Raw genomic sequence first — 25,661 nt, forward strand, 5'->3', positions numbered from 1 at the left:
CTAGGTTGGAAAGATGGTGTTCGGCTTGGGTTGATCTGGGCAGGGATTTTCACCGCTGTCGCGCTGTTGTTCTCGTTGGTGATGTAATGAACACCCTCCTGATACCTAGCGCCATTTTACATAATATATATTATCGTCCTTAAATGTCAGAGCAGATAGGACGCCTCCTCGCCATCATGGCCACCCTGCGCGATCCGGAGCGCGGCTGCGAATGGGATTGTGCGCAGACATTCGAGACGATCGTCCCGCACACGATCGAAGAAGCGTACGAAGTAGCCGACGCGGTGGCGCGCGACGACATGGACGACATCCGGGACGAGCTTGGCGACTTGCTGTTCCAGGTCGTGTTTCAGGCACGCATCGCCGAGGAAGCCGGGCTGTTCGACTTCGCCTCGGTCGCACGGTCGATTGCCGACAAGCTGGAGGCGCGCCATCCACACATCTTCGGTGATGAATTACCCGGCGACGCGCCCCGCGAGGAACGGTGGGAAGCCCTGAAGGCCGAGGAGCGCGCCCGCAAGGGAGCGCAGAGCGCGCTTGATGGCGTCGCAATGGCGCTGCCGGCGTTGATGCGGGCCGACAAGCTGCAAAAGCGCGCTGCCCGAACCGGGTTCGATTGGCCCGACGTCGAAGGACCGGCAGCGAAATTGGCGGAAGAGATGGACGAACTCTCCAGGGCGCCAGCCGAAGAACGGCTTGAAGAGGCTGGCGATCTCCTGTTCGCGGCGGTCAATGTCGTGCGCGCTTATGGGATCGCGCCCGAAGATGCTCTTCGGGCCGCCAACGCCAAGTTCGAACGCCGATTTCGCGCGATGGAAGCGCTGGCAGAAGGCGCGTTCGGCAGTCTCTCGCTCGATGATCAGGAAGCGCTGTGGCAGCGGGTCAAAGCCGGCGAGCGGCTATAGGGTCTCGAACTGACCGAGTTCTTTGGGGTTCAGCCTGACCGCCAGCCGGCGCAGCGGTCCATCGGCATTGGATCCCGCCTCGTTCTCCTCCAGCACCTCGCCATGCGCGTGCAGCCAGGCGATCCTCCGGCCAGCGCTCGCCGGCAAGACGAATTCGTGCACCCGCGCTTTCTTGGTCAGCAGTTCTCCGAGGTGATCAAGCAGCGCCTCGATCCCTTCCCCGGTTTCGGCTGAGATCATCACCACATCGTCGGCTGCGGCGGCATTGTCCCGTACAGCTTCGACGTTTTCTTCAGATAGCAGGTCGATCTTGTTCCACACCTCGATGATCGGGATGGAGGTGCCCCCCTCCTCTTCCGTTACCCCGAGGTCCCCGAGCACTTCGAGCACCTGCGACTTCTGTGCAGCCGTCGACCGGTTCGCGATGTCACGCACGTGGAGGATCAGGTCGGCACCGGTGACTTCTTCCAACGTCGCCCGGAAAGCGGCAACGAGTTGCGTCGGCAGGTCCGAAATAAACCCCACGGTATCGGACAGGATCGCCTTCTCGACACCAGGCAGCGCGATCGCGCGCATCGTCGGGTCGAGCGTGGCGAACAGCAGGTCTTCGGCCATGACCTCGGCACCGGTGAGGCGATTGAACAAAGTGGATTTGCCGGCGTTGGTATAACCGACCAGCGCCACGATCGGCCAAGGGGCGCGGCCGCGCCGGTCGCGGTGCAGTGCGCGGGTCTTGCGCACGCCTTCCAGTTCCTTGCGCAAACGCCCCATGCGCTGGCGGATCATCCGGCGGTCAGCCTCGATCTGCGTTTCGCCAGGCCCCCCAAGGAAGCCGAACCCGCCGCGTTGCCGCTCGAGGTGAGTCCACGATCGGACCAGCCGGCTTTGCTGATAGTCCAAGTGCGCCAGTTCGACCTGCAACCGCCCTTCGGCTGTCGCGGCGCGCTCTCCAAAAATCTCGAGGATCAGCCCGGTGCGGTCGATGACCTTGCGCTTGAGCCGGTCTTCCAGGTTGCGCTGCTGGATCGGGCTAAGCGCTCCATCGACCACCACCAGCTCGGCTTCGTGCTGTTCGCACGCCGTGGCAATATTATCGACCTGACCTGACCCGAACAGCGTGCCGGGACGAACCTGCCGGACCGGGATGACCACGGCATCGGCAACGACGATCCCGATCGCAAGCGCCAGCCCACAGGCTTCCTCCAACCGTGCTTCGGGTTCAAGATCATGATGCCGGCCACGCACGTCGGGCGCGACGACGATCGCCCGCGCGCCGCGGGATACTTCGCCCATCAGATCATCATCGAAACTCAGTCTTCATCACCTTCGAAATCGTCGCTCAAATCTACCGCGGTCGCGGGTTGGATCGTCGAGACGGCGTGCTTGTAGGCCAACTGTACGAAGCCGTCGCGCTCCAGCAACATGCAGAACAAATCGTAAGCTGCGATCCTGCCCTGCAGCATCACGCCATTGACGAGGAACATCGTCACCTGGACCTCCGCCTCGCGCACGCGGCTGAGGAACACGTCCTGCAGCAACCGTTGTCTGGCGTTTGAACCCTGGCTGGCGAACTGTGCCGCATCGACCGGCTGGCCGGGCATGATAGTAGAAACCGCGTGTTTGTAGACCAGCTGCGACTGGCCATCGCGCCGCAGCAGGATCGAAAAATTGTCGAACCAGGTGACGATACCCTGCAGCTTCACGCCCTTTACCAGGAACATCGTCACAGGAATTTTGGATCTGCGCAGCAGGTTGAGAAAGGCGTCCTGCAAGCTCTGCTGCTTGCCCGACGAAGGCGGAGCGGTCTCCGGCTCCGTGGCCGACTTGGGGCGCGCCGACAGCGTGCGAGATGTGGACACTTGAGCGGTCTCCGTGTGCTTTATTAGCGGCCGCCTTTGCAGACGATCCGCGATCTGGCGCACGATCTGGCAATCGCGCACCGGGCATCGCGAACAATTATGGGGCGTCCAACCTGATTCGCAAATGCTTTTGCATCAAGCCCGTTCCGCACGGTTTGCGACTATTCGACCGCTAGCTACTCTTCATCTTCGCGCCGGTCTCCCATCCCAAGAAGCTTGAGCTTCCGGTGGAGCGCCGACCGCTCCATGCCGATGAAGCTCGCTGTCTTGGAAATGTTGCCGGAGAACCTCCGGATCTGGATCGTCAGGTACTCGCGCTCAAAGCTCTCCCGTGCTTCGCGTAAAGGGACGCCCATCATGGCCGTGACGCCCCCTCCCCCGCCCGCGCGGCCTCCGGCGACTTCGCTGGGCAGCATGTCAGCCTCCACAGTCGCAAGCCGCTCACGCGGGGTGAGAATGATCGTCCGCTCCACCACGTTGCGCAGCTGGCGCACGTTGCCCGGCCAGTCGTACGCCTGCAGCGCCGCGATCGCGTCTTCGGAGATGTCGGGTGGCGGGATGCCCTGCTCAGCGGCGTAACGAGTGAAGAAGTGCTCGGCCAGCGACGGGATGTCGTCGCGCCGCTCGGCCAGCGAAGGGATTGCGACTGGCACCACGTTGAGCCGATAAAACAGATCTTCGCGGAAGTTCTTTTCCTCGATCTCCCCGGCGAGGTCGCGCGAAGTTGACGAAACCACTCGAACATCGACCGCGATCTGGCGAGTTCCGCCGACCCGGACGAAGCTTTGCTCGGTAAGCACCCGCAAGATGCGCGCCTGGGTCGATAACGGCATGTCGGCCACCTCATCGAGGTAGAGCGTGCCGCCGTCCGCCAGTTCGAGCAGGCCGGGGCGCAGCAGCTTGCCATCGGCCTCCTCGCCGAACAGTTCCTGTTCGAACCGCTCGGGCGTGATGCGTGCGGAATTGACGATGACGAAGGCATTGTCCGCCCGTCCGCTCCAGGAATGCAGCAGTCGCGCCGCCACTTCCTTGCCCGATCCGCCTGGCCCGCTGATCATTACGCGGCTGCCGGTGGTCGCGACCCGTTTCAACGTCGCCCGAACCGCGTTGATTGCAGCCGAGTTGCCGGTGAATTCCTCTCCGCGAGCGAAGCCCTCGCGCAGCCGCGTGTTCTCTCGCCGCAGCCGCTCGGTCTCGGTGGCGCGCTGCACCAGCAGGAGCAGCTTCTCCGCCTCAAACGGCTTCTCGATAAAGTCCATCGCCCCGCGCCCGACCGCGGAGACCGCAGTGTCGATGTTGCCGTGTCCGGAGAAGATGATGACCGGCAACTCCGGCTCCCGCTTCTTGATCTCGTCGAGCACTTCCAGCCCGTCCATCGGGCTGCCGTGGAGCCACACGTCGAGCAGCACCAGGCTCGGTCGGCGCAAGTCGACCGCGGCCAGCGCGGACGTGCTGTCGCCAGCGGTGCGGCACTCGTAACCTTCGTCGCTGAGGACGCCTGCGACCAGTTCGCGAATGTCGCGCTCGTCGTCGACGATCAGAATATCGAGTGCCATCTTAGGGATGATCCTTGCCAGATTTCATTCGGCCGCCACCGTTCCTGCGGCCAGCGGGTTGCGCGCGAAACGCAAGGACACCCGGGTTCCCCCGCCCGGTGCGCCTGCGAAAGTCATTTCGCCGCCGTGCTCCTCGACGATCTTGTTGACGATGGCGAGGCCGAGCCCGGTGCCCTTCTCGCGCGTTGTCACATACGGTTCGACGATCCGCTCACGATCCTGCGGTAAGCCCACACCATTATCCGTGACGATGACCGTCAGGGCTTCTCCCGTGCTTTGAAGAGCAACCCCGATCTGGCCGCGGTAATCGGGCTCGGCGCCGCGTGAGCGGGTCTCGATCGCCTCGACCGCGTTCTTCAGGACATTGGTCATCGCCTGTCCGAACTGGTGGCGATCACACGCGAGCGGGACCCCGCCTTCGCTGCCCGAGGTCAGGCGGAAGTCGATTTCAGGATGCGCCACTTCCTGCAGGAACAGCGCCTGCTTGACCAGGTCGTAACCGTCTTCCGGCCGGAACACCGGCTTCGGCAGCCGGGCGAAACTGGAGAACTCGTCGACCATCTTCCTGAGGTCGCCGACCTGGCGCACGATCGTGTTGGTGAGTTCATCGAACAGTTCGCCATCCTGGAGGATCTGCTTGCGATAGCGCCGCTTCAAACGCTCGGTCGCCAGCTGGATCGGGGTCAACGGGTTCTTGATCTCATGCGCGATCCGGCGGGCGACGTCGGACCAAGCAGCCTGCCGCTGATCGAGAATCTGGCGGGTTATATCTTCGAACGTGATCACCCGGCCATCGGGCGCATCGCCGACCTTGACCGCCAGCGTCAAAAGCTCGCCGCTCTTGGTCCAGTTGACGATCCCGCCGGTCAGGCTGCCGTCGTTCACCGAGCCGAACTGCGGCGCGATGCTGGTGAGCATGAGGCCGGCGGGCACCGGCCCTTTCTCCCCCAGCAACAGCTCCTGCGCCGAACTGTTCATCAACAACACGCGCCCGTCGCGGTCGACCGTGACGATCCCGGCCGAGATGGATTCCACCACCGCCTCAATGAACGCCCGCCGCTCTTCAAGCTGGTGATTGGCTCCGAGAAGGGCGGCGGTCTGCTGCTCGATCTGACCAGCCATGCGGTTGAATGCGCGATTGAGCATGCCAATTTCATCGGGGCCAGTACGACCTTCCACCCGCACCTTGAAGTTGCCTGCGCCGACCTGACGGGACGCCGAGACGAGTTCCGTCAACGGCTTCACCTGCCGGTCGGCAAAGCGCAGCGCGAACCAGACAGCCAGGCCGACAAGCGCCAGGCTGACGAAGAACAACGTGACGTTGAACCGCAACTGCAGCGCGCGCGCTCGTTTGGCGAGGATGTCGTAGGATGCGACGACCGACTGGGCGCGGGACCACTGGCTGAAACTCGTCGCCTCGGTATTGCGCGCGGCGTAAAGGAAGACGCCGGACTTCAAGTCGATCGCGGCGACCGCCTCGATCCGCACGGCATTGCCTGCGACATAGATCGGATCGCCGGCCTTGAGCACCGGCAAGGCTGCGGCTGCGACCTTCGTAACGCGGTTATCCGAACTGATGTTGCTGAAAGCCGCGATGCGGAACGAGCCGTCGGGGATCTGCTGAAGGATCGCGGACTCGTTGAGTTCCAGTTGCTTGACCTGGGTGCCGTAGATCTCGGTCAGCGCGGGGTCGGTGAGCGGATACTGCTGCAGATAATACTGCATCACATTGGCCATCGACACGGTGTTGTCGGCGACCTGCAACTGGTTCTGTTCGTAGTAGCCCCGCGCAAGCGCATTCGCGTTCTGCATCACTCCGCGCGAATTGTCGGAAAACCAGAAGTCGACCCCGGACTGGAACAGGATCGCGGCAAACCCGACGACCAGCAGGGTGGGAATTGCGGCAATCAGCGAAAAGAAGAACACGAGCCGCACGTGCAGCCGGGCCGTACCGCCATCTGCGCGTCGGAGAGCCAGGCGCCGACCGAGCAGCACCAGCAGTGTCATCGCCGGCACCAGGGTGCCAATGAGCAGCAGGGCCACTTGTCTTGACGGCAGCAATTCGCCCACGGTGGGCGGTCCGCTGAACGTGTACCACGTGGTCCACACCATCGGCAGGAAGGTGAGCGTGGCGACGATCTCGAGGATCAGGTAGAAGTTCGCACGCCGGCTCGTCACGACAAACCTCCGCCACCAGCGGGGGCTAGGACCGCTTGTGCGCGGGGCGGTGGCAAGAGACGGCGAAGAAGCCATTCGTTGCTCTGCTACAACGCTACTGTTGCAGATTTGCAAGCAGTTTTCGGCTAAATGCCAATCGCATCAGCCGCGACGAGCGCAAATCTCCGGATCAAGGTCGAGTTCGGTCAGGCGTTTGCGCAGAGTGTTCCGGTTAATGCCCAGCAGCCGGGCGGCGCGCACCTGATTGCCGCCCGTCACCGTCAGCGCATGGATAAATAGCGGCCGCTCCAGTTCCGCGATTGCCGCGTCGTACAAATGCCCATCGGCCGGACGGGCGTGTTGCAGCCAGTGGTCGAGGGCGCCTGCGAACCCCGGTCGCTGCTCCCCGGGCCGAGGAGCCCGCTCCCCCAGGACCGTCTCGACCGCGTTTGCGTCGATCGTATCCTCGCGTGCCATTAGCGCGAGCCGGTAGATCGCATTGCGCAGTTCGCGCACGTTGCCCCGCCACGGCCGCGCCTCAAGGGCCGCGATACCGCTTGCATCGACCCGCCGTCGCGGCAGTCCATCAGCCGCTGCCTGCCCCAGGAAGTGACGGGCAAGGGGGCCGATGTCGTCCGTCCGATCCCGCAGCGGGGGCAATTCGATCGGCACCACGGCGAGGCGATAGTAGAGGTCTTCACGGAAACTGCCGGCGGCGATCATTGGCGCAAGATCGCGGTTCGTCGCCGCAAGGATACGAACGTCGACGCCGATTTCCTGCCGGCCGCCTACCCGGCGGATGCGGCCCGATTGCAGCGCTCGCAGCAGGCGGGTCTGTGCGGACACGGGCATGTCGCCGATCTCGTCAAGGAACAGCGTGCCGCCGTTGGCTTGCTCGAATTTGCCGATCGCCTGGTTGATCGCACCGGTGAAGGCACCCTTCTCGTGCCCGAACAGTTCGCTTTCGAGCAGTTCGTGGGGAATCGCTGCGGCGTTCACCGCCACGAACGGTCCCGAACGGCGATGGCCAAGTTGGTGGATCGCTTCGGCCACCAATTCCTTGCCCGTCCCGGACTCGCCCAGGATCAGGACCGTTAGATCGTTACGCAGGACGCGCGTGATCATGCGGTACGCGCCCTGCATCGCCTGGCTGCGACCTACCAGCGGCAGGGCGTCGGCGGGCTCATCCGGAGCGGTCACCCCTTCACCCCGTTCGCCGGCCGCCTGCACCACCGCGCGCACGAGTTCTTCCAGGTCGAATGGTTTGGGGAAGTATTCGAACGCGGCGATTTCCGTCGCGCGAACCGCCGTGTCGAGGGTGTTCTGGGCCGACAGTACGATCACGGGCAGATCGGGGTGCGCCTGTCTCACCCGGGCCAGGCTGGCGATGCCGTCGCCGTCCGTCAGCACGACGTCAGTCAGCATGACCCGGTAGTCACCACGCTCAAGCAACCGGTCCCGACCCGCAAGGGAGTCGGTCCGGTCGACGGAGAAACCCTCGTCCTCCAGCGCAGTGGTGATCACCGTCGCGATCGCCGTGTCGTCCTCGACCAGCAGGATGGTGCCGTGCATCGGTGCTCTCCCTACCTGCTCACCGGCAGATGGACGCGAAAGTGCGTGAGGCCTGCCTTGCCGTCGCGCTCATGCGCCACGCGCCCTTCCATGTCGCGCACCAGACGATGGACCAGCGCCAGGCCCAGACCCTGCCCCCCCTTCTTGCTGCTGACGAAGGGTTCGAACACGTGGTCGCGCAGTTCGGGCGGCACGCCTGGTCCGTTGTCGGTAATCGTCAGTTCGATCGGCAGTCTGACCGAGCGGCCGGGCCGGATGGCGTTGAAGATCAGTCCACTGACGTAACGCGTGCGTACCACAATCCGCGCGCTGTCGATCCCGGCGCAAGCATCGCGGGCGTTGGCCAGCAGATTGATGACCACCTGCTCCAAAGCGCCCTGGTTGGCGAGCACCGGGGGAAGCGAGGGGTCGAATTCCTCGATCAATTCGACGCTGCCCAGCCCGGCTCCGCGGACGGTAGCGATGGCGTTGCGCACCGCCTCGTGCAGGTTCAGCGCGGCATTGGGTTCCGCCCCCCTCGCGCCGATGCGCTGCATGCGGTCGATCAACGAAGCTATGCGGGTGACTTCGGTGCCGATTAGATCGGCGAGCGGACGGTCCTTGGGGTCGAGCTTGCGCGCGATCAGCTGACCTGCCCCGCGAATGGCGGCGAGCGGGTTCTTGATCTCATGCGCAAGAACGGCCGGAGCGGTCAAACCGGCGGGTTTGCGGCCGGGTTCGGCCATTTCGTCCTGCCCGGCATCGGACAGGGTAACGACCCGCCAGCCGGAATGGGTCGGTAGCGGCGACATGGTCAGGTTCACGCGGCGTTCCACTGCGCCGGTACGGATCGTCACCCCGCGCGCCACCAGCGGTGCCGCGTCCTCGCGGGAATGCGCGGTCACCCGAAGATCGTCGATGGAGACCACTTCGAACAATGGCTGACCCACCAGGCGATGCGCGCTGCGGCCGAGCATCTCTTCGGTTGCAGGGTTCGCCTCGGTGATGCGCAGGTCTGGATCGAGCAGCAGGAGCGCAAAGCCAAGCCCCGCGATCTGGACGGCGGGACCGGGGTCCCCGCCCTGCTCGCTCACGCCGCCTGCCGAAGCAACAGCGGTTCGTAAAACCGGTCGATCTCGTCCAGCACCTGCTCCGCCTGGTCGATGAAGTTGACCTTGTTGCGGAACTCGGCAGAACCGTGGAGCCCCTTGGTATACCAGCCAATGTGCTTGCGAGCCATCTTCACGCCCGTCACCGGTCCGTACAGATCAAGCATCGCATGATAATGCTCCACCATCGTCACGTGTTGTTCGTCGATCGCGGGATCCGCCAGCGCTTGCCCCGTGCGCCACCAGTGCATCACCTGGCCGAGCAGCCACGGCCTGCCGTATGCTCCACGACCGATCATGAGTCCGTCGGCGCCCGATTGCTCGAGTGCTTGCGCGGCATCATCGATGGTGCAGATGTCGCCATTGACGATGACCGGGATGGTCACCGCGTCCTTGACCTCGCGGACGAAAGCCCAGTCCGCCGAACCCTTGTACATCTGGTTGCGGGTGCGGCCGTGAACCGTGACCATTCGCACCCCCAGATCCTGCGCGATCCGAGCCAGTTCCGGCGCATTGAGGCTATCGTGATCCCAGCCCATCCGCATCTTGACCGTGACCGGCACGTCCACCGCCCTGACGCAAGCTTCCATCAGCCGAATGGCCAGTGGCACCTCGCGCATCAAGGCGGAGCCCGCGAACTGGCCCACCACCTTGCGCACGGGGCAGCCGAAATTGATGTCGATGATCGCCGCGCCCTTGTCCGCTGCCAGCCTCGCGGCTTCGCCCATCGACGTTGGGTCGCAGCCGACTAGCTGCATCGACACCGGATCCTCGATCGGTGCCCACGCAGCCTTTTGCACCGACTGCCGCGTTTCGCGGATGGCGGCCTCGCTCGCGATCATTTCGGTGACGTTGAGCCCTGAGCCATAGCGGCGCACGAGCGCGCGGAACGGCAGGTCCGTGACGCCGGTCATTGGCGCCAGCACGACCGGTTCAGCGATCGTCACCGGACCGACCTGGATCGGCCGCAACGCGGGGGGTGGTGGAAGCTGGGACATAAGGTGCCTAAATTATGGGCAGGCGCGTAGTGGATTGAAGGCCTGCGCGCAAGGCGGTAGCGCCGCCGACGTGACTGCCCTCCCCTCCTTCGCCGCGATCGTCGTTGCCGCTGGCCAAGGCCTACGGGCCGGTCAGCCGATGCCAAAGCAATTCGCGGCATGGCGCGGCAAGCCCGTCGTTCGTCACTCGGTCGAGGCGATGCTGGCCGCAGGTGCGTCGCCGGTCGTCGTCGCAATACCCGCAGGTGCGGACGATGTAGCTCGACAGGCTCTATCAGGCCTGACGGTGACGTTGGTAACTGGCGGCGAGACCCGGCAGCGCTCGGTTGCGCTGGCTTTGGAGGCGATCGGCCCTGCGGAGCGCGTGCTCATCCACGACGCTGCGCGGCCTGTCGTTCCACACGCCGTCATCGAGCGAGTTCTGGCTGCGCTGGATAAGCATTCCGGCGCGATCCCCGTCCTGCCAATGGTCGACAGCCTCGCGTTCGAAAAGCACGGATTGATGACGCAACCAGCGGATCGAATCGCGCTGCGCCGGGTGCAGACGCCGCAGAGTTTTCGTACCGAGGCGATCCGCGCAGCGCACCGGGCGTGGGCCGGCTTGCCCGATGCCGGCGATGATGCGCAGGTGCTTCGCGCTGCCGGAGAAGAGGTAGCGATGGTCGAGGGGGATGAAGCATTGGCGAAGCTGACGTTCGCGCGGGACTTTGCCCAAGCGCCGGCGCCGGTGCGGGTGGGCACCGGGTATGATGTCCATCGCCTGGAACCCGGCGAGGAATTGTGGCTGTGCGGCGTCCGGATCGAGCACGACTTCGGCCTTGCCGGTCACAGCGATGCCGATGTCGGGCTGCACGCAGTTGTCGACGCACTGCTGGGCGCGATCGGCGCGGGCGATATTGGTCAGCATTTTCCGCCAAGCGATCCTCAGTGGCGGGGATGCCGCTCGGCTCGGTTTGTCGAACATGCGATGTCGCTGGTCCACGCTGCCGGCTACCGCGTGGGCAACATCGACCTGACGCTGATCTGCGAAGCGCCCAAGATAGGGCCGCATCGCGAAGCCATGCAGCAAACGCTCGGCTTCCTCGTGCAGGCGGATGCAGGCGCGGTAAATGTGAAGGCGACCACTACGGAGCGGCTGGGCTTCACGGGGCGCGGCGAAGGTATTGCCGCACTAGCTGCAGCCACGCTGATTAGAATCTGAAAGGGTTGTGAGATGAACAAGATCGCTGCGTTGGCCGCTCTCGCGGTACTGGCGATGCCCGCCACCGCTCACGCCGCGAAGGCGGCATCGGCCAAATCACAGATCAAGCCGGAATCGGCCCAGGCGGCGGTCCGCTATGCGTTGCCGCACCTGCTTTCCGGAGTGCGTGCAACCTGTGCTCCACGCCTGTCGGCCAACGGTTATCTGGCGACGAACGGGCCGGCGCTGCAGCAGCGGTTTGCACAAGGTGCGGACTCCGCGTGGCCGGCGGCGCGACAGGCGCTGCTGGAGATGGGAGCGAAGGAAAAGGCCGATATGGCTGGCATGTTCGCCCAGATGCCCGATTCCGCGCTTAAGCCGTTCGTCGATGCCATGATCACCACGATGGTCGGCACCGAACTGAAAGCGGGCGATTGCCCCGATATCGAGCGCGGCCTGCAACTGCTCGCCCCGCTTCCGCCGGAGAACATCGCCGGGCTCGCGGGGTTCATCTTCGAGATGGTCGATCGCGGCGACAAGAACGAGGCGAAGGGTGGTTGATGCCCTTCTGCCCGACGAGATCGTCGCGCTCGCTCGGCGGGTCGTCGAGGAAAACGCCGCTGCCGGGAGGCGGGTGGCCGTGGCGGAAAGCTGCACCGGCGGTTTGGTAGCCGCCGCGCTGACGGAAATCGCCGGCTCGTCCGCCGTGCTCGACCGCGGCTTCGTGACCTATTCCAACGAGGCCAAGCAGGAATTGCTCGGCGTGCCGAGCGACATCATCGAGACGTTCGGTGCGGTATCCATCGCCTGCGTTTGGGCCATGGCGCAGGGTGCTATCGATAGCAGCGACGCGGACGTCGCGGTGGCGATCAGCGGCATCGCCGGACCTGGCGGAGGGACCGAATTGAAACCGGTCGGCACCGTGGTGTTTGCCCGTGCGCGCCGGGACGCCGACGCCGAGCCGGAAGGCGAACGGCGGGATTTCGGCGACCTGGGTCGGAGCGAGATCCGCCGTCAGGCGACGCTGGCGGCGCTGGAACTGCTGCTGCCGTAGAGGTCGTCGGCCCGCGATTCGAAAGCGGCCATCATCTTGCGGAACGCGCGGTCGAAATATTGCCCCGCGAGTGCTTCGAACACGCTGCTGCGGAAAGTGAAATCAACGCAGAAGTCGATCTCGCAGCCGCCGTCCGGAGTGGGCGTGAACACCCAGCGGTTATCGAGATCCTTCATCGGCCCATCGAGATAGATCACCTCGATATGCCGCGGACGCTGCTTCACCACGCGCGAGGTGAACTTCTCGCGCAGGTGTTTGAATCCCACCAACATGTCGGCGACCATTTCGGTGTCGGTATCCGATCGGACACGGCTGGCGACCACCCACGGCAGAAACTCGCCATAACGTCCCACGTCGGCGACCAGATCGAACATCTGCTCCGCGCTGTATGGCAGCCGGCGGACTTCGTGGATTCCGGGCATCAGGCCCCCTGGCGGACCAACTTGGCTTCGCGTGCCGCGCGCATCGCGGCGAAATCGTCGCCGGCGTGATAGCTTGAGCGGGTCAGCGGGCTTGCGGCGACCTGCAGGAAGCCCTTGGCCCTCCCGATCGCGCCATAGGCGGCAAACGCCTTGGGAGTGACGAATTCCTCCACCTTCGCATGGCGCGGAGTGGGCTGCAGGTATTGCCCCATGGTGATGAAATCGACCCCGGCGGAGCGCATGTCGTCCATCACCTGATGCACTTCCAGCCGTTGTTCGCCCAGCCCCAGCATGACGCCCGACTTGGTGAAGATCAGCGGATCATGCGCCTTCACTTCCTCGAGCAAGCGCAGCGATGCGTAATAGCGCGCGCCCGGGCGGATCGTGGGGTAGAGCCGCGGGACGGTTTCCAGGTTGTGGTTGTAGACGTCGGGCCCAGCCGCGCAGATGGCCTCGACCGCGGGGCGCATCTTGTTGCGGAAATCGGGAGTTAGAATCTCGATCGTGGTGCCAGGCGTCTCGCGCCGTAGCGCCTCGATGACCTTGACGAATTGAGAAGCGCCCCCGTCGGCCAGATCGTCGCGGTCAACGCTGGTGACGACGATATGCTGCAGGCCCAGCTTGGCCGCCGCCGCTGCCACGTGTTCGGGCTCCAGCGGATCCACCGTGCGCGGCATGCCCGTCTTGACGTTGCAGAACGCACAAGCCCGGGTGCACACATCGCCCAGGATCATCACGGTGGCGTGCTTCTTGGTCCAGCATTCCCCGATGTTGGGACACGCCGCCTCTTCACACACCGTGTTGAGCGACAGGTCGCGCATCAGTTGGCGTGTCTCGTGATAGCCTTTGCTCACCGGCGCTTTCACCCGGATCCAGTCAGGCTTGCGTTCTCGTAAGGGGCGCGGCGCGGACGCGAGATCGTTCATGCCCCGCCACTTAGTGCCGGGGCTTGTCAGCGGCAAGGCCGTGCGGCATCGCCGCGGCATGACCAACGCCCCTTCAATCGAACTCGCCGGCCTTATCGAAGGCTATCGCCGCTTCCGGGAAACTGGCTGGACGCAGCGGCGGGAGCGGTGGGCGGCCTTAAGCGAATCTCAGGAACCGCGGGTGATGGTGATCGCGTGTTCAGATAGCCGGGTGGATCCAGCGCAGATATTCGACATCACCCCGGGCGAAATCTTCGTGGTCCGCAACGTCGCCGCGATGGTCCCCCCGTTTGAGACTACGCCAGGCCATCACGGTGTGTCCGCCGCGCTGGAATTCGCAGTCCAGTTTCTCAAGGTGCGCGAAATCGTGGTGATGGGCCATGGCATGTGCGGCGGTTGCAAGGCAGCCCTCACGCAGAGCATGCACGGGACGGAACCGGGCCAGGGCGGATTCATCGCTGACTGGATCGACCTGCTGGATGATGCGCGAGAGGAAGTGGTCGCGCAGCATGGCACCGAAGGGCGGGAGGCAGAGCGTGCGATGGAACAAGCCGGGGTCAAGGTCAGCCTTGCCAATCTGCGGACGTTTCCCTGTGTCGCTGAACTGGAAAAGCAGGGCCGCCTCCGCCTGCGTGGAGCGTTCTTCGCGATCTCCGATGGCTTGCTGCACCTGCTGGATGAGGACAGCGGCGAGTTCGAGCCGGTTGCTTAAGGGCCAGGCTGCGCGCATCTAGCCGCGCATGGACATGAACGAGAATCTCAAGAACATCGCTCTGCTGATCGACGCGGACAACATCACCCCCGCCGCGATCGACCCCGTGCTGACCGTCATGGCGGAACTGGGTCAGGTCAACATTCGCCGCGCGTACGGCAACTTCGCCAAGCAGGGTCTGGCGAAGTGGGACACGATCACCAACCGTTACGGCATCCGGCCGCAACAGCAGTTCGACGTGTCCAAAGGTAAGAACGCGACCGACATGGCGATGACCATCGACGCCATCGACCTGCTCTATCAGGGCAAGGTCGACGGGTTCGGGATCATGAGCTCCGACAGCGATTTCACGCCGCTCGTCACCCGGCTGCGGCAGGATGGCATCGTGGTCTACGGCTTCGGCAGCACGAAGACCCCTCAGGCGTTCAAGTCGGTCTGCACACGGTTCATTGACGTCGATCAGCTGATCAAGACCTCGCAGGCGCAAGAGACTGTGCCCAGCGCTGCGACCCAGAGCGTCGCGGCGGAAAACCTGACCGCCGACACCGAACTGATGGAATTGATCGGCGCGGCCTACAAGGAGGCCAAGCGCGACGAAGAAGGCTGGGCTCGCGTCCAGCAGGTCGGCCAGATCGCCGGTAACCGTTCAAGCTTCGATGTGCGCAATTATGGCTTCAGCAGCCTGTCGGCGATGTTCCGCAATCTGCCCAACTTCAAGGTCGAGCGCCGCGAGGGTGCCGAACTGTGGGTCAAGCGCCTGCGCTGAACTAAGAGCACAAAAAGGGGTGCGGACCCCCACGGATCCGCACCCCCGTCATGCCTGCCCTTCTGAGCGGTTACTGCGCGGCAGCAACGGGCTTGGCGCCCTGGCTCGCGTAGAGCGACCACAGCCGCGCGATTGCCTGACGCGCACCTTCCACCTTGGCGAAATTCGCCTCGGCCTCGGCAGTCTTGCCCTGATCGAGCTGAGCGATGCCCAGGCGGGTCAGGATGCGGGCCGTGTCGACGCCAGGCTTCGACAAAGCGAGCTTGTAGAACTCCTCAGCTTCGGCCGGCTTCTGATAGCTCAGGAATGCATCGCCGGCAGCTGATAACGTTGCCCCGGTGGCGCTGGGCAGACGCGCGTCACGCGCCAGCTTCGGCAGGTCGGCCAGATCGGCGTTCAGGCGTCCCGCGGCCACCGTCCGGGCTTCCGCCACGTACACGTCATTGGGCTTGAGCAGGTTGGCCGCGACGCCAGCCTCGATGATCCGCTGAGTTTCGCCCGGAAGACGCCGCGCGTCGACAGCCTCGATATAGTCGACATAGTCACGTTCCGTGCGCAAGGCATTTGTCCGCTGGGCAAGCCGGAGCAGGTCGAGCAGTTCCTGGCCTTCATAATTATTGAAGTTGCGCTGGATGGCGATCGCATCCCCCCAGCTGGTCTGCGACGGATAGTACTGCGCGTACATCGCGGCGAACTTCGCCGCTTGCGGAGCGAGTTTCGCCTCGTAAGCCATCGCGAGACCGCGCTTCAGCCAGGTGTCGGGCACGGTCTGGCCCGCAGCAACCTTCTTGGCGATGGCCTTGTCCAGGTAATCGATGCCCGCGGCGTTCTGATCCTGCGCGAAATAGGTTTCGGCGATCAGCTGCTCGCCTTCGGTATAGCCCGCGGCAATCGCCTGCTCGCCGAACGTCCGTGCCGCAGTCCAGTCCTTGTCCTGATACGCGAGCTGCGCGGCGGCCGCGAGGTGCTTCGACCGGTCGGCCGCACCTTGTGCGCTGCCGCTGCCGATCATCATCGCCACGCCCTGTCGCTGCAGCGCCATGTCCTTAAGTTTCGCACCCAGGTTGTAGGTCACCTGCCCGGCCGCGAACTTGTCGTCAGGGGTCTGGGCAGCGGCATGAAGAGCCGCCAGTTCAGCCTTCAGCGGGGCGAGATCGCCGCCGGCGTTCACCTTGGCGGAGAACGGCTGATAGGCGCCTACGAACGCCTTCGAATAGTTGACCTTTGGCGCGGCGGGCGCCTCCTGCTTCTTGGCGGCCTGTGCGGGCGCGGCCAAAGTCACTGCTGCTCCGGAAGCGAGCGCAACGGCAAGAACCAGGCGCGAGGCGCCGGAACGAGCAAACACGAACATCCAGTAGTCTCCCATTGAGTGGTATTGCGGCCACCTGTCCGGCCGCGCTGCCAGGCGAGCAGCTAGTGCCGCCTGTTCCCCGACATTGCAAACTCTCTCGCTGATGAGCCGTGAACCGCCTTTGAACAGGCGCGTCAGCCAGCGCTCAGCGGTTGCTGTTCCGTTGCGCCATTCTTATGTGGAAAAGGTCGCCCGCGCAGGCGCGGCAGACACGTTGCAACTGGCAGTTTCCCACCCCCTGCCCTAGGCTTGCTCAACCGCAGCGCCGTCGCGCGCGCCACAAAGAAAACGAAAACATTGAGCGACGATACCGAAACCCTGACCGCCCCGTCTCCGATGGGTGAATACGCCCGCATCGACATCGTCGATGAGATGAAGACGAGCTATCTCGATTACGCGATGAGCGTGATCGTCGCGCGCGCGCTGCCCGATGTGCGCGACGGGCTGAAGCCGGTGCATCGGCGCATCCTGTTTGCCAGCAACGAAGGCGGCTTCGTTGCCGGACGGCCTTACCGCAAGAGCGCCAAGATCGTCGGCGACGTGATGGGCAATTATCACCCGCACGGTGACAGCGCGATCTACGATGCGCTGGCGCGGATGGTGCAGCCGTGGTCGCTGCGGGTGCCGCTGATCGACGGCCAGGGCAACTTCGGCTCGATGGACCCTGATCCCCCGGCGTCGATGCGCTATACCGAAGCGCGGCTGGCGCGGGTCGCCAACAGCTTGCTGGATGATCTCGACAAGGACACCGTCGATTTCGTCGAGAATTACGACGGGTCGCGGCGCGAGCCGTCGGTGCTGCCGGCGCGCTTTCCCAACCTGCTGGTCAACGGCGCGGGTGGCATCGCCGTGGGCATGGCGACCAACATCCCGCCGCACAATCTGGGCGAAGTGATCGATGGCTGTCTGGCGCTGATCGACAACCCGCTGCTGTCGCCCGAAGAGTTGATGGCGATCATTCCCGGTCCGGATTTTCCAACTGCGCCGCTGATCCTGGGCCAATCCGGTGCTCGCAACGCCTACATGACCGGGCGCGGATCGATCCTGATGCGCGCGCGGCATACGGTGGAGACTGGCCGCGGCGGCAAGGGCGAAGGGCGGCAGTCGATCGTCTTTACTTCAATTCCCTATCAGGTCGGCAAGTCCGGTCTGGTCGAGAAGATGGCCGAAGCCGCCAAGGACAAGCGGATCGAGGGCATTTCCGACATCCGCGACGAATCCAACCGCCAGGGCGTGCGGGTGGTCGTCGACCTGAAGCGGGACGCCACGCCCGAAGTGGTACTGAACCAAATCTGGCGGCACACGCCTGCGCAAGCGAGCTTCCCGGCCAACATGCTGGCGATCCGCGGCGGGCGGCCCGAGACGCTGGGCCTGGCGGACATTCTGCGCGCCTTCATCACCTTCCGAGAGGAGGTGATCACCCGGCGCACGAAGTTCGAACTGAACAAGGCGCGCGAACGGGCGCATATCTTGCTCGGCCTGGTGATCGCGGTGTCCAACATGGACGAGGTCGTGGCGATGATCCGCGGCTCCAGCAACCCGGCGGATGCGCGGGCCAAGCTGCTCGCGAAGGAATGGCCGATCGGCGACATCGCGCAGTACATCGCGCTGGTCGAGGCGATCGAGCCCTCGGCGGACGAACACGGCGGCACGTACCGCATGTCCGAGCGGCAGGTTCGCGCGATCCTTGAACTGCGGCTTCACCGCCTCACCGCGCTGGGCCGCGACGAGATTGGCGACGAGCTCAAGCAGTTGGCGACCGCGATCGAGGGTTACCTCGAAATTCTGGGTGACCGGGCGAAACTCTACGCGGTTATGCGCGCCGAGCTGACCGAAATCCGTGATCTTTATGCCACCCCGCGCCTCAGCGAGATCGCGCCTGCATGGGATGGGCTGGAGGACGAGGACCTGATCGAACGCGACGAGATGGTCGTGACGGTCACGCACGGTGGCTACATCAAGCGGACCCCGCTCTCCACGTTTCGGGCGCAGCATCGCGGCGGCAAGGGCCGCAGCGGAATGGCGACCAAGGACGAAGACGCGGTGGTCGAGATGTTCGTCACCAGCACTCATAATCCCGTGCTGTTCTTCACCAGCCTGGGGCGGGTCTATCGCCTCAAGGTGTGGAAGCTGCCGGAAGGCGGACCGCAGACCAAGGGGCGTCCCATGGTGAACCTGCTGCCGTTGGCGGACGACGAGAAGGTCACGAACGTTCTGCCGCTGCCCGAGGATGAAAACGCTTGGGGTTCGCTGCATATCGTGTTCGCGACGGAACAGGGGATGATCCGGCGCAATTCGATGGATTGCTTCGCCAACGTGCCGACCAACGGCAAATACGCCATGGGTTTTGTCGAAGGCAGCGGTGACCGCTTGATCGGGGTGTCACTGGTAGCCGAAGGCCAGGACATCTTTCTCGCCAGCGATGAAGGGCGGGCCATCCGCTTCGCCGCCACGGATGCGCGTGAAACGAAGAGCCGGACCGGCATCGGTGTGCGCGGAATGGCGTTCAAGGGGGACGGCAAGGTTGTCTCGCTTGCCGTGCTCGACGCAGGCGAAGCCGATTACGAGGTGCGGGACGCCTACATTCGTTCGGCTCGATGGAAGGACACGCCGGCTCCGCTGGTCCTGGAAGCCGACAAGGCAGCGGCCATGGCGGAAGGTGAGGAATTCCTGCTCACCATCACCGCTAACGGTTTTGGCAAGATCTCGTCGGCTTACGAGTATCGGCGTACCGGCCGGGGCGGCTTGGGGCTGACCAACATCACGGATCCCGACTCGCAGCCCGGGCGCAATGGTCCGGTGGTAGCGACCTTCCCGGTCCGCCACGGTTCGCAACTGATGTTGGTGACCGACCAGGCGAAATTGATCCGGACCTCGATCGACCTGCGCCACATGCTGGATCGGGACGGCGGTTTCCGCATCGTCGGTCGCAGTACGTCGGGCGTGCGCATTTTCAACGTGGCCGAGGGCGAGCACGTCGTCGGTGCAGCGCTGATTGACGAGGAAGCGGAACCCGAGAATGCCGCCGAAGAAGCGGTGGTGGAAGAAATGCTGGGCCGAAGCGCAGTGACGACGACGCCCGACACCACCCCCCAGAGCGACGCGGACATGAGCGGGGAGCCTGGCGGAGAGTGATCAGCGGCGCGCCTGATGACATAGCGGTGCCGCGAGAGATGCGCCGCTGTGTTTAATGCAGGAATCTACGCCCGGTGATCCCGCCGGACTGCCTGAACAACTCCGGTGCAGATCAGTAGCTGTGCGGCATAGTAAAGCGGCCAGATGAACCAACTGGTCAGCGACTGCTGCAAAACGCCGCCAAGCCTGGCGAAGATGAGCAAGTCGCTGATCACGAACAGCAGGGCGCCGACGCCTACGCGGTATCGGCTGAACCGGCTCAGCCATGCGCTTGCGGCCATCGAACCCAGTGCGACCGCATAGATCACTGTCAGGCTGTCGTGGGTCAGCAGCCAAGCGCCGAGGGGGACGCCCATCGCCAGCGCTGCGGCAGCCAACCTTTGCGATACCGCCGGGTCCGGCCGCCGATTGCGCAGATAAAGCGTGATCGCCACGAGGTGCGCGAGAAGAAAGAAGGCGCCGCCGGCCACGGTGCTGAGCTCGATGCCGACATCGCCTGCCGCGCCATGCGCCATGACCCCCGCGATCATCCGGCCGTCCCGCACCGATGTGCGTGACAGGGCGTAAGCCGCGAGTGCGGCGACCGATCCGCCCTTGAGCGCGATCTGGAACATGCCGCCCAGCGGCCCTCCGGATACCATCCAGAACACGATCGCCATCGCCAGGCCCGCGAACAGCCACGGACGATGCTCGATCAGTGCGCGCTTCACCATCCTTCACCCCCGTCCGGTGCAACTGCCCTTGAACACCATGCCGTGCAAGCTCTAGGCGCAGCGGCGATGGCACATGATATTCACATAATCGGCGGCGGTCTGGCTGGCAGCGAGGCCGCATGGCAGCTCGCCCGGCGCGGCTTGCGGGTGCGGTTATCGGAGATGCGCGGCGGGGGCGACAGCACCCCGGCGCATCAGGGCGATGGCTTGGCCGAGCTGGTTTGCTCCAACTCGTTCCGCTCGGACGATAGCGAGAAGAACGCGGTTGGCCTGCTGCACCACGAGATGCGCGCGCTCGACAGCCTGGTGATGCGTGCCGGCGAAGTCGCCCGCGTGCCGGCCGGATCTGCGATGGCGGTAGATCGGGACGTGTTTTCGGCCGCGGTAGAACGGGAGCTTGACGTTCTGCCCAACGTGGAGATCGTTCGGGAGCGGATCGATACGTTGCCGGCGGCGGGCCCTACCATCGTCGCCACCGGACCCCTCACCGCCGCGGCGCTGGCGAGCAGTATCGCACAAGCCACCGGCAAGGACAGCCTCGCCTTCTTCGACGCCATCGCCCCGATCGTCCACCGCGACAGCATCGATATGGACACCTGCTGGATGGCGGCGCGCTGGGACAAGGGAGGCAAGGATTACATCAACTGCCCGCTGAACCGCGAGCAGTACAAAGCTTTCGTGCAAGGTCTGCTCGACGGGGAGAAGACCGAATTCCGAGAATGGGAGGCAAACACCCCCTATTTCGAGGGCTGCATGCCGATCGAGGTGATGGCATCGCGCGGGCCGGAAACCTTGCGCTTCGGGCCTATGAAGCCGGTCGGGCTGGACAACCCCCACTGGGCCACCGCCGAACATCCGAATGGCCGCTGGCCATACGCGGTGGTGCAACTGCGGCAGGACAACAAGCTCGGCACCCTATGGAACATGGTCGGCTTCCAGACCAAGCTGAAGCATGCCGAGCAGGTGCGACTGTTTCGAACGATCCCGGGCCTGGAGAATGCCGAGTTTGCCCGGCTGGGCGGCCTCCACCGCAACACCTTCCTGAATTCGCCAATGGTGCTCGACCGCCAGCTCCGGCTGAAGGGCGCGGAGAACGTGCGCTTTGCCGGTCAGATCACCGGTTGCGAAGGATATGTCGAAAGCGCCGCGGTGGGCCTGATGGCGGGGATCATGGCTGCAGCCGAGATCGGCGGGCGCGAATGGAACTCGCCGCCGCGCACGACCGCGCTTGGCGCGCTGCTGGCGCACATCACCGGTGATGCCGAGGCGGAGACCTATCAGCCGATGAACATCAATTTCGGGCTGTTCCCGCTACTGTCCGAAGTACGCAAGAAGGTCCGCAAGGAAGCCTACACCGATCGCGCCAAGGCAGACCTTGCGCGGTGGGTCAGCGAACGGTCAGTGGAGCCCGCCTAGCAGCGGCAGGCGGGCTTACGCTGCGCTGGTTTCGGCGCGGTGCGGGCAAATTCGACCATGTCGAGTTCGCGGTCGCCGTCGCTGTCAGCCCCCTCGAACCGTTGAACGGTGGTGACCGCCCACTCCTCGAAATCAAGCAGGTTGTTGCCGTTCTTGTCGAGCTTGCGGAACGCTGCGCTGCGGGTCGAAAGCATTTCGTTGCGGGTGATCCGCCGGTCCCGGTTGCGATCGAACCGGAAGAAACGCTGTTCCTCGCGGGTCAACTCGGTCGCTTCGGGCGGAGCGGGACCACGCAGATCGGCGGCGGCATCGGTCGGCAGGTCCTCAGGGGCAGGCTTGACCGGCTGTGCCATCGGCGGCGGCGCGCCCTGCTCCACCTGCGCCCTGCCCTGCCACCAGAACATGCCTACGCCGACGAGGACGAGCGCCAGCACGGCCCCCAAGACTAACCGGTTCATTCGCTGCGACCCCCTATTGGGCGGACCATAGCTTACCGTCCAAACATTCCAACCCGCAGCGCCGCCAGCGCCGCGCGGCGGCCATGCATCAGAGGCTCGCCACGAGTGAGCGATCTCCGGGAGAGCTCGTCTAGCACCGCCAGCCCCCTCACCTCGGCCGAAGCCATCCGCGCGCCGGTCTCGCTGTTGCCCAGTTGGCGCGCCTGTGCGGCTTCCGCGGGAGTGCTCGTGCGGCAAGCGAGCTCAGCATAAGCCCAGCGGACTCCGGCAGTACGGCAGGCTGACTCTTCTGCGGGGTCTGGAACGCCGGCGAGCGAGGCGAAGGCGGCAAAGGCCGCGCCTCGTCCGGCAGCGAACTCCTGGAGGGCGGCAATGGGCAATGGGGCTTCCCCCAATGAGGCCTCCCAGCCGTCGATCAGCGGAACCAGATGACTGCTTGTTTCGCCCCAGTGCTCCGCCAGATCCCCGAGCAGCGGCTCACCCGCTGGACGCTGCGCCACCGGCTGCGTCAGCCGCTCGCGCCACCAGGCGAAACGCATCTGCGCCAGGATCGGTTCGCGCACGCGTGCCACCACGCCTGCAAGGCGGCGGTCCAGCGCGAATAGGGCGGCGAGCGCGGCCCGGGTTCGGGCCGGCTGCCAGGCGAGCGCGACTGCAGTGGCGGGGTCAGGCGGGTCGGCGTGCTGCACCGCTCGGCGATGTTCGATTGTATTGCGGAAAGTCAAGCAAGCCGCCTGAAGGGAAGGATTCGTTAACCATGAAGCTTGGCGAAGCGCTTACCCTACGCGGGCTATGCGCGGTCCTGAAAAGGCTTTCGGGCCCTTATCCGAGGACTGCTTCATGCGGGCAATGTGCGAATTCTTCAAGCGGTTGCGGGCCAGTTCCAGCGGCAACGCTATGGTGATCGTTGCCGCGGGTATGCCCGCGCTGATCGGCGGCGCCGGGTTCGCGGTGGACATGTCGCAGTGGTATATGTGGAAGTCGGAACTTCAGTACGCGACCGATCAGGCCGCGATTGCCGGGGCCTACGCGCGCAGCAGCCCCGAGACCGAGGATAGCTACCAAACCCGGGCCGAGCAGGAATTCGCTGGCAACCTGTCGCAGACCACGGCCTTCGCGTCGGATCCCGCCGTGCGGCTTGAGAACTGGGCGACCGGCACCAACAACAGCGTCGTGGTGACCGCGTCCGCAAGCAAGGCCCTGCCGTTCTCCAGCTTCCTTACCGGAAACGCGACCACGGTGCGGGTCAGCTCGCAAGCGGCATTCGAGAAGGGTGTGACCTTCACCAGTTGCCTGATCGCGGTCGATGATGATGCGTCGGGCGCGGTTACGATCGGCGGCAGCGCGCAGTTCATCGCCGGTTGCGGCATCGCCGCGCTATCCGACGCCGAGGAGGCCATCTCTGTCGATGGGAGCCCGACGATCGACGCCGGCTGGCTGATCGCTGCGGGCGGCATCGACCAATGGTTCAAGGACAATACCACCGACACCATCATGGAAAACCAGACCGGACTGGTCGATCCGTTTGCTGAACTGACGCCGCCCGACAATCCTACGCCGCGAACGGGCGTTTGCCCCAAGGGCAAGGCGACGACGACATCAACCAGCAGCATCGTTGCCGATCAGGTCGTTACCCGCACCCAGTCAACGTACGGCTATTTCAGAAAGAACGGCAACAACTGGGTCGCGACTAGCTACACCGGGCCATACAAGAAGACCAACAGCGACACCAGCACCACGGAAACGAACGTTACCCTGCCTGCCACGCCGGCTTCGAATACGGTCGTGAACGGACCTTCAAACTCGGGGTACAGCTGGGTCGACGGATCAGGCGGCAACAAGGTCTACGAGCGCGTCACCACGACAATTACCATCACTTATACCAATCCCCACCAAGTGACCACGTCAACGACCACCACGCCGGACGAAGAGGTCACGGGCACCCTGGTGCTGCAGCCGGGCACTTACAGCGACATGACGTTCAAGTGCGATGTCGTGTACTCGAGCGGATTCTACGTGATCGATGGCGGCACCCTTACGATCCACGCTCAATACAGCCAGACCGGCACGGGCGTGATGTTCGTGCTGAAGAACGGCGCCGGGATTGTCATCAATGGCGGTTCCAGCGTGAACTTGACCGCGATGAGCGTCTCACAGCTAGAGACAGCAGGGGTCACTCACGAGCAAGCCGTGAAACTGGCCGGGATGCTCATTTTTGAAGATCGGAATTCGCCGGGTAACACGGGCAACAAGTTCAACGGCAACGCGAATACGGTCCTCAACGGCACGGTTTACCTGCCGAAGAGTGCGCTGGACATCCGGGGAACCGCTGGCGTGACCAGCCAGTGTCTGATGCTGGTCGCATCGACGATCACCATTTCCGGTAACGCCGCGATGGAAAGCTTCTGCCCTCCCAACCAGGACGCTTCGGAAGACGATGCGGTGCTCAAGACCAACGATCGAGTGAGGTTGGTCTCGTGACGGGTCTGGGAAATACGCTGCGCCAACTGCTCCGCCACACCGGTGGGACGGCTTTGATCGAAACCGCGATCGTGGCGCCGGTGCTCATCGTGATGTCGATTGGCACTTTCGAAACCAGCCGCATGGTCGCCCGGCAAAGCGAACTGCAATCGTCCGCCGAACAGGCGACCGAGATCGCCCTGGCGATCATTCCGGACACCGAAACAGAGCTGGGCCAGGTCAAATCCAAGTTGATGGCTAGCAGCAAGCTGAGCGAGGCGCGTGTCGTGCTCAGCTTCAAATATCGCTGTGCGGCAGGGGCGCTGGAAACGGCCAAGCCGTCTTGCAGCGAGGACTCGCTCGCCACCTACATTTCAATGGAATTGAGCGACGAATACCAGCCGGTCTGGACCCACTGGGGCTTCGGCAAGAGTTTAGAGTATCATCTTAGGCGCACGGTGCAGATTTCGTGATCTCGCTCCGCCCTCTGACGCGGGACACCGAAGGCTCCGCCGCGATCGAGTTCGCGCTGATCGCACCGGTTTTCCTGATGATGCTGCTCGGCGTTTTCCAGGTCGGAATCTGGCTGCAATCCTATAACGCCATGCGCGGCGCGGTCGCGGACACCGCCCGGCAGGTCGCGGTTGAATACCAGACCGCCAACAAACTCACCAACGCGCAGATTTCGAACACGGGTCTCGCCGTTGCCACCACCAGCCCCTACCTCCTGAAGGAAAGCCGGATCGAGGTTAACGTCGATGAACCCACCGCGCAGACCTTCGCGGGCGCGCGCGAGCTGAACCTGACGCTAACGTATCAACTGCCGACCTTCCTTGATTTTGCAGGGATTTCCGGCCCTTCGCTGACGTATTCAAGGGCGATGTTCGTCACCGAGGAATGAAGCTGCGCCGCTTATTCTTAGCGGATTAACCA

The 25,661-nt window shown here is 64.2% G+C and carries 24 protein-coding genes; 11 read left to right on the forward strand and 13 right to left on the reverse strand.

The features are described 5' to 3' along the window. Nucleotides 1-143 precede the first annotated feature (143 nt). The gene (gene mazG / locus C0V74_RS01770) at nucleotides 144-905 is read left to right on the forward strand and encodes a nucleoside triphosphate pyrophosphohydrolase (protein ID WP_143250362.1); all 762 of its coding nucleotides are present in this window, start codon (nucleotides 144-146) and stop codon (nucleotides 903-905) included. Here the strand turns inward: mazG and hflX are convergent. From hflX to dusB, 7 genes are all read right to left on the reverse strand, one after another. Further along, nucleotides 900-2,198: a GTPase HflX gene (hflX, locus tag C0V74_RS01775; protein ID WP_143250363.1), complete on the reverse strand. Its 1,299-nt coding sequence runs from the start codon at nucleotides 2,196-2,198 to the stop codon at nucleotides 900-902. The genes mazG and hflX overlap by 6 nt on opposite strands. 17 nt (nucleotides 2,199-2,215) lie before the next feature. Further along, a complete protein-coding gene (gene hfq / locus C0V74_RS01780) occupies nucleotides 2,216-2,746 on the reverse strand; it encodes an RNA chaperone Hfq (RefSeq protein WP_246844987.1) in 531 nt (176 codons plus the stop codon). A gap of 194 nt (nucleotides 2,747-2,940) precedes the next feature. Then, nucleotides 2,941-4,320 carry a sigma-54 dependent transcriptional regulator gene (locus tag C0V74_RS01785; RefSeq protein WP_143250364.1) on the reverse strand — a complete coding sequence of 460 codons (1,380 nt, stop codon included), beginning with the start codon at nucleotides 4,318-4,320 and terminating at the stop codon, nucleotides 2,941-2,943. Nucleotides 4,321-4,344: 24 nt separating this feature from the next. Next, nucleotides 4,345-6,498 carry an ATP-binding protein gene (locus C0V74_RS01790; protein WP_246844920.1) on the reverse strand — a complete coding sequence of 718 codons (2,154 nt, stop codon included), beginning with the start codon at nucleotides 6,496-6,498 and terminating at the stop codon, nucleotides 4,345-4,347. A gap of 141 nt (nucleotides 6,499-6,639) precedes the next feature. Then, nucleotides 6,640-8,049 carry a sigma-54 dependent transcriptional regulator gene (locus C0V74_RS01795; protein WP_143250366.1) on the reverse strand — a complete coding sequence of 470 codons (1,410 nt, stop codon included), beginning with the start codon at nucleotides 8,047-8,049 and terminating at the stop codon, nucleotides 6,640-6,642. An 11-nt stretch (nucleotides 8,050-8,060) separates the two neighbouring features. Continuing rightward, complete coding sequence (locus C0V74_RS01800) at nucleotides 8,061-9,122, reverse strand: ATP-binding protein (RefSeq protein WP_246844921.1); 1,062 nt, start codon at nucleotides 9,120-9,122, stop codon at nucleotides 8,061-8,063. After that, nucleotides 9,119-10,135, reverse strand: a complete 1,017-nt coding sequence (gene dusB, locus C0V74_RS01805; RefSeq protein ID WP_143250367.1) for a tRNA dihydrouridine synthase DusB — start codon at nucleotides 10,133-10,135, stop codon at nucleotides 9,119-9,121. Before dusB ends, C0V74_RS01800 begins: the two co-directional genes overlap by 4 nt. A 34-nt stretch (nucleotides 10,136-10,169) precedes the next feature. On the opposite strand from dusB, the gene C0V74_RS01810 reads away from it, so the two are divergent. Genes C0V74_RS01810 through C0V74_RS01820 form a run of 3 tightly spaced genes read left to right on the forward strand, consistent with a single transcriptional unit; the run spans nucleotide 10,170 to nucleotide 12,369 of the window. After that, nucleotides 10,170-11,336, forward strand: coding sequence for a bifunctional 2-C-methyl-D-erythritol 4-phosphate cytidylyltransferase/2-C-methyl-D-erythritol 2,4-cyclodiphosphate synthase (locus C0V74_RS01810; RefSeq protein WP_282595925.1), 1,167 nt, complete (start codon nucleotides 10,170-10,172; stop codon nucleotides 11,334-11,336). A gap of 12 nt (nucleotides 11,337-11,348) precedes the next feature. Then, entirely contained in the window at nucleotides 11,349-11,876 is a 528-nt protein-coding gene (locus C0V74_RS01815; RefSeq protein WP_143250369.1) for a hypothetical protein, read from the forward strand. Next, entirely contained in the window at nucleotides 11,869-12,369 is a 501-nt protein-coding gene (locus tag C0V74_RS01820; RefSeq protein WP_143250370.1) for a CinA family protein, read from the forward strand. The genes C0V74_RS01815 and C0V74_RS01820 overlap by 8 nt, the downstream gene beginning before the upstream one ends. On the opposite strand, the gene C0V74_RS01825 is transcribed toward C0V74_RS01820, so the two are convergent. Beyond that, complete coding sequence (locus tag C0V74_RS01825; protein WP_143250371.1) at nucleotides 12,330-12,791, reverse strand: type II toxin-antitoxin system RatA family toxin; 462 nt, start codon at nucleotides 12,789-12,791, stop codon at nucleotides 12,330-12,332. The two genes, C0V74_RS01820 and C0V74_RS01825, sit on opposite strands and share 40 nt — an antisense overlap. After that, nucleotides 12,791-13,717, reverse strand: coding sequence for a lipoyl synthase (gene lipA / locus C0V74_RS01830; RefSeq protein ID WP_143250372.1), 927 nt, complete (start codon nucleotides 13,715-13,717; stop codon nucleotides 12,791-12,793). The genes C0V74_RS01825 and lipA overlap by 1 nt, the downstream gene beginning before the upstream one ends. Nucleotides 13,718-13,775: 58 nt before the next feature. On the opposite strand from lipA, the gene C0V74_RS01835 reads away from it, so the two are divergent. Continuing rightward, nucleotides 13,776-14,429 (forward strand): carbonic anhydrase, encoded by a 654-nt coding sequence (locus tag C0V74_RS01835; protein WP_143250373.1) that lies wholly within the window; start codon nucleotides 13,776-13,778, stop codon nucleotides 14,427-14,429. Nucleotides 14,430-14,463: 34 nt separating this feature from the next. Further along, entirely contained in the window at nucleotides 14,464-15,195 is a 732-nt protein-coding gene (locus C0V74_RS01840; RefSeq protein WP_131623885.1) for an NYN domain-containing protein, read from the forward strand. A 70-nt stretch (nucleotides 15,196-15,265) separates the two neighbouring features. Here C0V74_RS01840 and C0V74_RS01845 read toward each other — a convergent pair whose 3' ends face one another. Then, nucleotides 15,266-16,561, reverse strand: coding sequence for a hypothetical protein (locus C0V74_RS01845; RefSeq protein ID WP_143250374.1), 1,296 nt, complete (start codon nucleotides 16,559-16,561; stop codon nucleotides 15,266-15,268). Between the two features lie 282 nt (nucleotides 16,562-16,843). Here C0V74_RS01845 and gyrA point away from each other — a divergent pair, with 282 nt between their 5' ends. Beyond that, nucleotides 16,844-19,681 (forward strand): DNA gyrase subunit A, encoded by a 2,838-nt coding sequence (gene gyrA / locus C0V74_RS01850; protein WP_143250375.1) that lies wholly within the window; start codon nucleotides 16,844-16,846, stop codon nucleotides 19,679-19,681. Nucleotides 19,682-19,746: 65 nt separating this feature from the next. On the opposite strand, the gene C0V74_RS01855 is transcribed toward gyrA, so the two are convergent. Beyond that, nucleotides 19,747-20,394, reverse strand: coding sequence for a lysoplasmalogenase family protein (locus C0V74_RS01855; RefSeq protein WP_143250376.1), 648 nt, complete (start codon nucleotides 20,392-20,394; stop codon nucleotides 19,747-19,749). Between the two features lie 66 nt (nucleotides 20,395-20,460). On the opposite strand from C0V74_RS01855, the gene trmFO reads away from it, so the two are divergent. Continuing rightward, nucleotides 20,461-21,810 (forward strand): methylenetetrahydrofolate--tRNA-(uracil(54)-C(5))-methyltransferase (FADH(2)-oxidizing) TrmFO, encoded by a 1,350-nt coding sequence (gene trmFO / locus C0V74_RS01860; RefSeq protein ID WP_143250377.1) that lies wholly within the window; start codon nucleotides 20,461-20,463, stop codon nucleotides 21,808-21,810. Here the strand turns inward: trmFO and C0V74_RS01865 are convergent. Both C0V74_RS01865 and C0V74_RS01870 read right to left on the reverse strand, forming a co-directional pair. After that, complete coding sequence (locus C0V74_RS01865; RefSeq protein ID WP_143250378.1) at nucleotides 21,807-22,268, reverse strand: hypothetical protein; 462 nt, start codon at nucleotides 22,266-22,268, stop codon at nucleotides 21,807-21,809. The genes trmFO and C0V74_RS01865 overlap by 4 nt on opposite strands. Nucleotides 22,269-22,300: 32 nt before the next feature. Continuing rightward, a complete protein-coding gene (locus C0V74_RS01870) occupies nucleotides 22,301-22,957 on the reverse strand; it encodes a squalene/phytoene synthase family protein (RefSeq protein WP_143250379.1) in 657 nt (218 codons plus the stop codon). 160 nt (nucleotides 22,958-23,117) lie between these two features. On the opposite strand from C0V74_RS01870, the gene C0V74_RS01875 reads away from it, so the two are divergent. Genes C0V74_RS01875 through C0V74_RS01885 form a run of 3 tightly spaced genes read left to right on the forward strand, consistent with a single transcriptional unit; the run spans nucleotide 23,118 to nucleotide 25,629 of the window. Continuing rightward, on the forward strand, nucleotides 23,118-24,749 hold the full coding sequence (locus tag C0V74_RS01875) for a TadE/TadG family type IV pilus assembly protein (RefSeq protein ID WP_210413429.1): 1,632 nt from the start codon (nucleotides 23,118-23,120) through the stop codon (nucleotides 24,747-24,749). 53 nt (nucleotides 24,750-24,802) lie between these two features. Further along, complete coding sequence (locus C0V74_RS01880; RefSeq protein WP_168194128.1) at nucleotides 24,803-25,201, forward strand: TadE/TadG family type IV pilus assembly protein; 399 nt, start codon at nucleotides 24,803-24,805, stop codon at nucleotides 25,199-25,201. Then, complete coding sequence (locus C0V74_RS01885) at nucleotides 25,198-25,629, forward strand: TadE/TadG family type IV pilus assembly protein (protein ID WP_143250382.1); 432 nt, start codon at nucleotides 25,198-25,200, stop codon at nucleotides 25,627-25,629. The genes C0V74_RS01880 and C0V74_RS01885 overlap by 4 nt, the downstream gene beginning before the upstream one ends. Nucleotides 25,630-25,661: the final 32 nt, after the last annotated feature.

Origin of the sequence: Altererythrobacter sp. TH136, assembly GCF_007065885.1 — a bacterium.
Lineage (GTDB): Bacteria > Pseudomonadota > Alphaproteobacteria > Sphingomonadales > Sphingomonadaceae > Tsuneonella.

What these genes read in the sequence shown, in the direction of transcription:
- C0V74_RS01795 (WP_143250366.1), bottom strand. Translation starts at nt 8,049, where the DNA reads ATGCACGGCACCATCCTGCTGGTCGAGGACGACACGGCGATCGCGACG.
- C0V74_RS01835 (WP_143250373.1), top strand. Translation starts at nt 13,776, where the DNA reads ATGACCAACGCCCCTTCAATCGAACTCGCCGGCCTTATCGAAGGCTAT.
- C0V74_RS01785 (WP_143250364.1), bottom strand. Translation starts at nt 4,320, where the DNA reads ATGGCACTCGATATTCTGATCGTCGACGACGAGCGCGACATTCGCGAA.
- mazG (WP_143250362.1), top strand. Translation starts at nt 144, where the DNA reads ATGTCAGAGCAGATAGGACGCCTCCTCGCCATCATGGCCACCCTGCGC.
- C0V74_RS01815 (WP_143250369.1), top strand. Translation starts at nt 11,349, where the DNA reads ATGAACAAGATCGCTGCGTTGGCCGCTCTCGCGGTACTGGCGATGCCC.
- C0V74_RS01875 (WP_210413429.1), top strand. Translation starts at nt 23,118, where the DNA reads ATGTGCGAATTCTTCAAGCGGTTGCGGGCCAGTTCCAGCGGCAACGCT.
- C0V74_RS01865 (WP_143250378.1), bottom strand. Translation starts at nt 22,268, where the DNA reads ATGAACCGGTTAGTCTTGGGGGCCGTGCTGGCGCTCGTCCTCGTCGGC.
- trmFO (WP_143250377.1), top strand. Translation starts at nt 20,461, where the DNA reads ATGGCACATGATATTCACATAATCGGCGGCGGTCTGGCTGGCAGCGAG.
- lipA (WP_143250372.1), bottom strand. Translation starts at nt 13,717, where the DNA reads ATGAACGATCTCGCGTCCGCGCCGCGCCCCTTACGAGAACGCAAGCCT.
- C0V74_RS01845 (WP_143250374.1), bottom strand. Translation starts at nt 16,561, where the DNA reads ATGGGAGACTACTGGATGTTCGTGTTTGCTCGTTCCGGCGCCTCGCGC.
- C0V74_RS01855 (WP_143250376.1), bottom strand. Translation starts at nt 20,394, where the DNA reads ATGGTGAAGCGCGCACTGATCGAGCATCGTCCGTGGCTGTTCGCGGGC.
- C0V74_RS01840 (WP_131623885.1), top strand. Translation starts at nt 14,464, where the DNA reads ATGAACGAGAATCTCAAGAACATCGCTCTGCTGATCGACGCGGACAAC.
- dusB (WP_143250367.1), bottom strand. Translation starts at nt 10,135, where the DNA reads ATGTCCCAGCTTCCACCACCCCCCGCGTTGCGGCCGATCCAGGTCGGT.
- hflX (WP_143250363.1), bottom strand. Translation starts at nt 2,198, where the DNA reads ATGGGCGAAGTATCCCGCGGCGCGCGGGCGATCGTCGTCGCGCCCGAC.
- C0V74_RS01825 (WP_143250371.1), bottom strand. Translation starts at nt 12,791, where the DNA reads ATGCCCGGAATCCACGAAGTCCGCCGGCTGCCATACAGCGCGGAGCAG.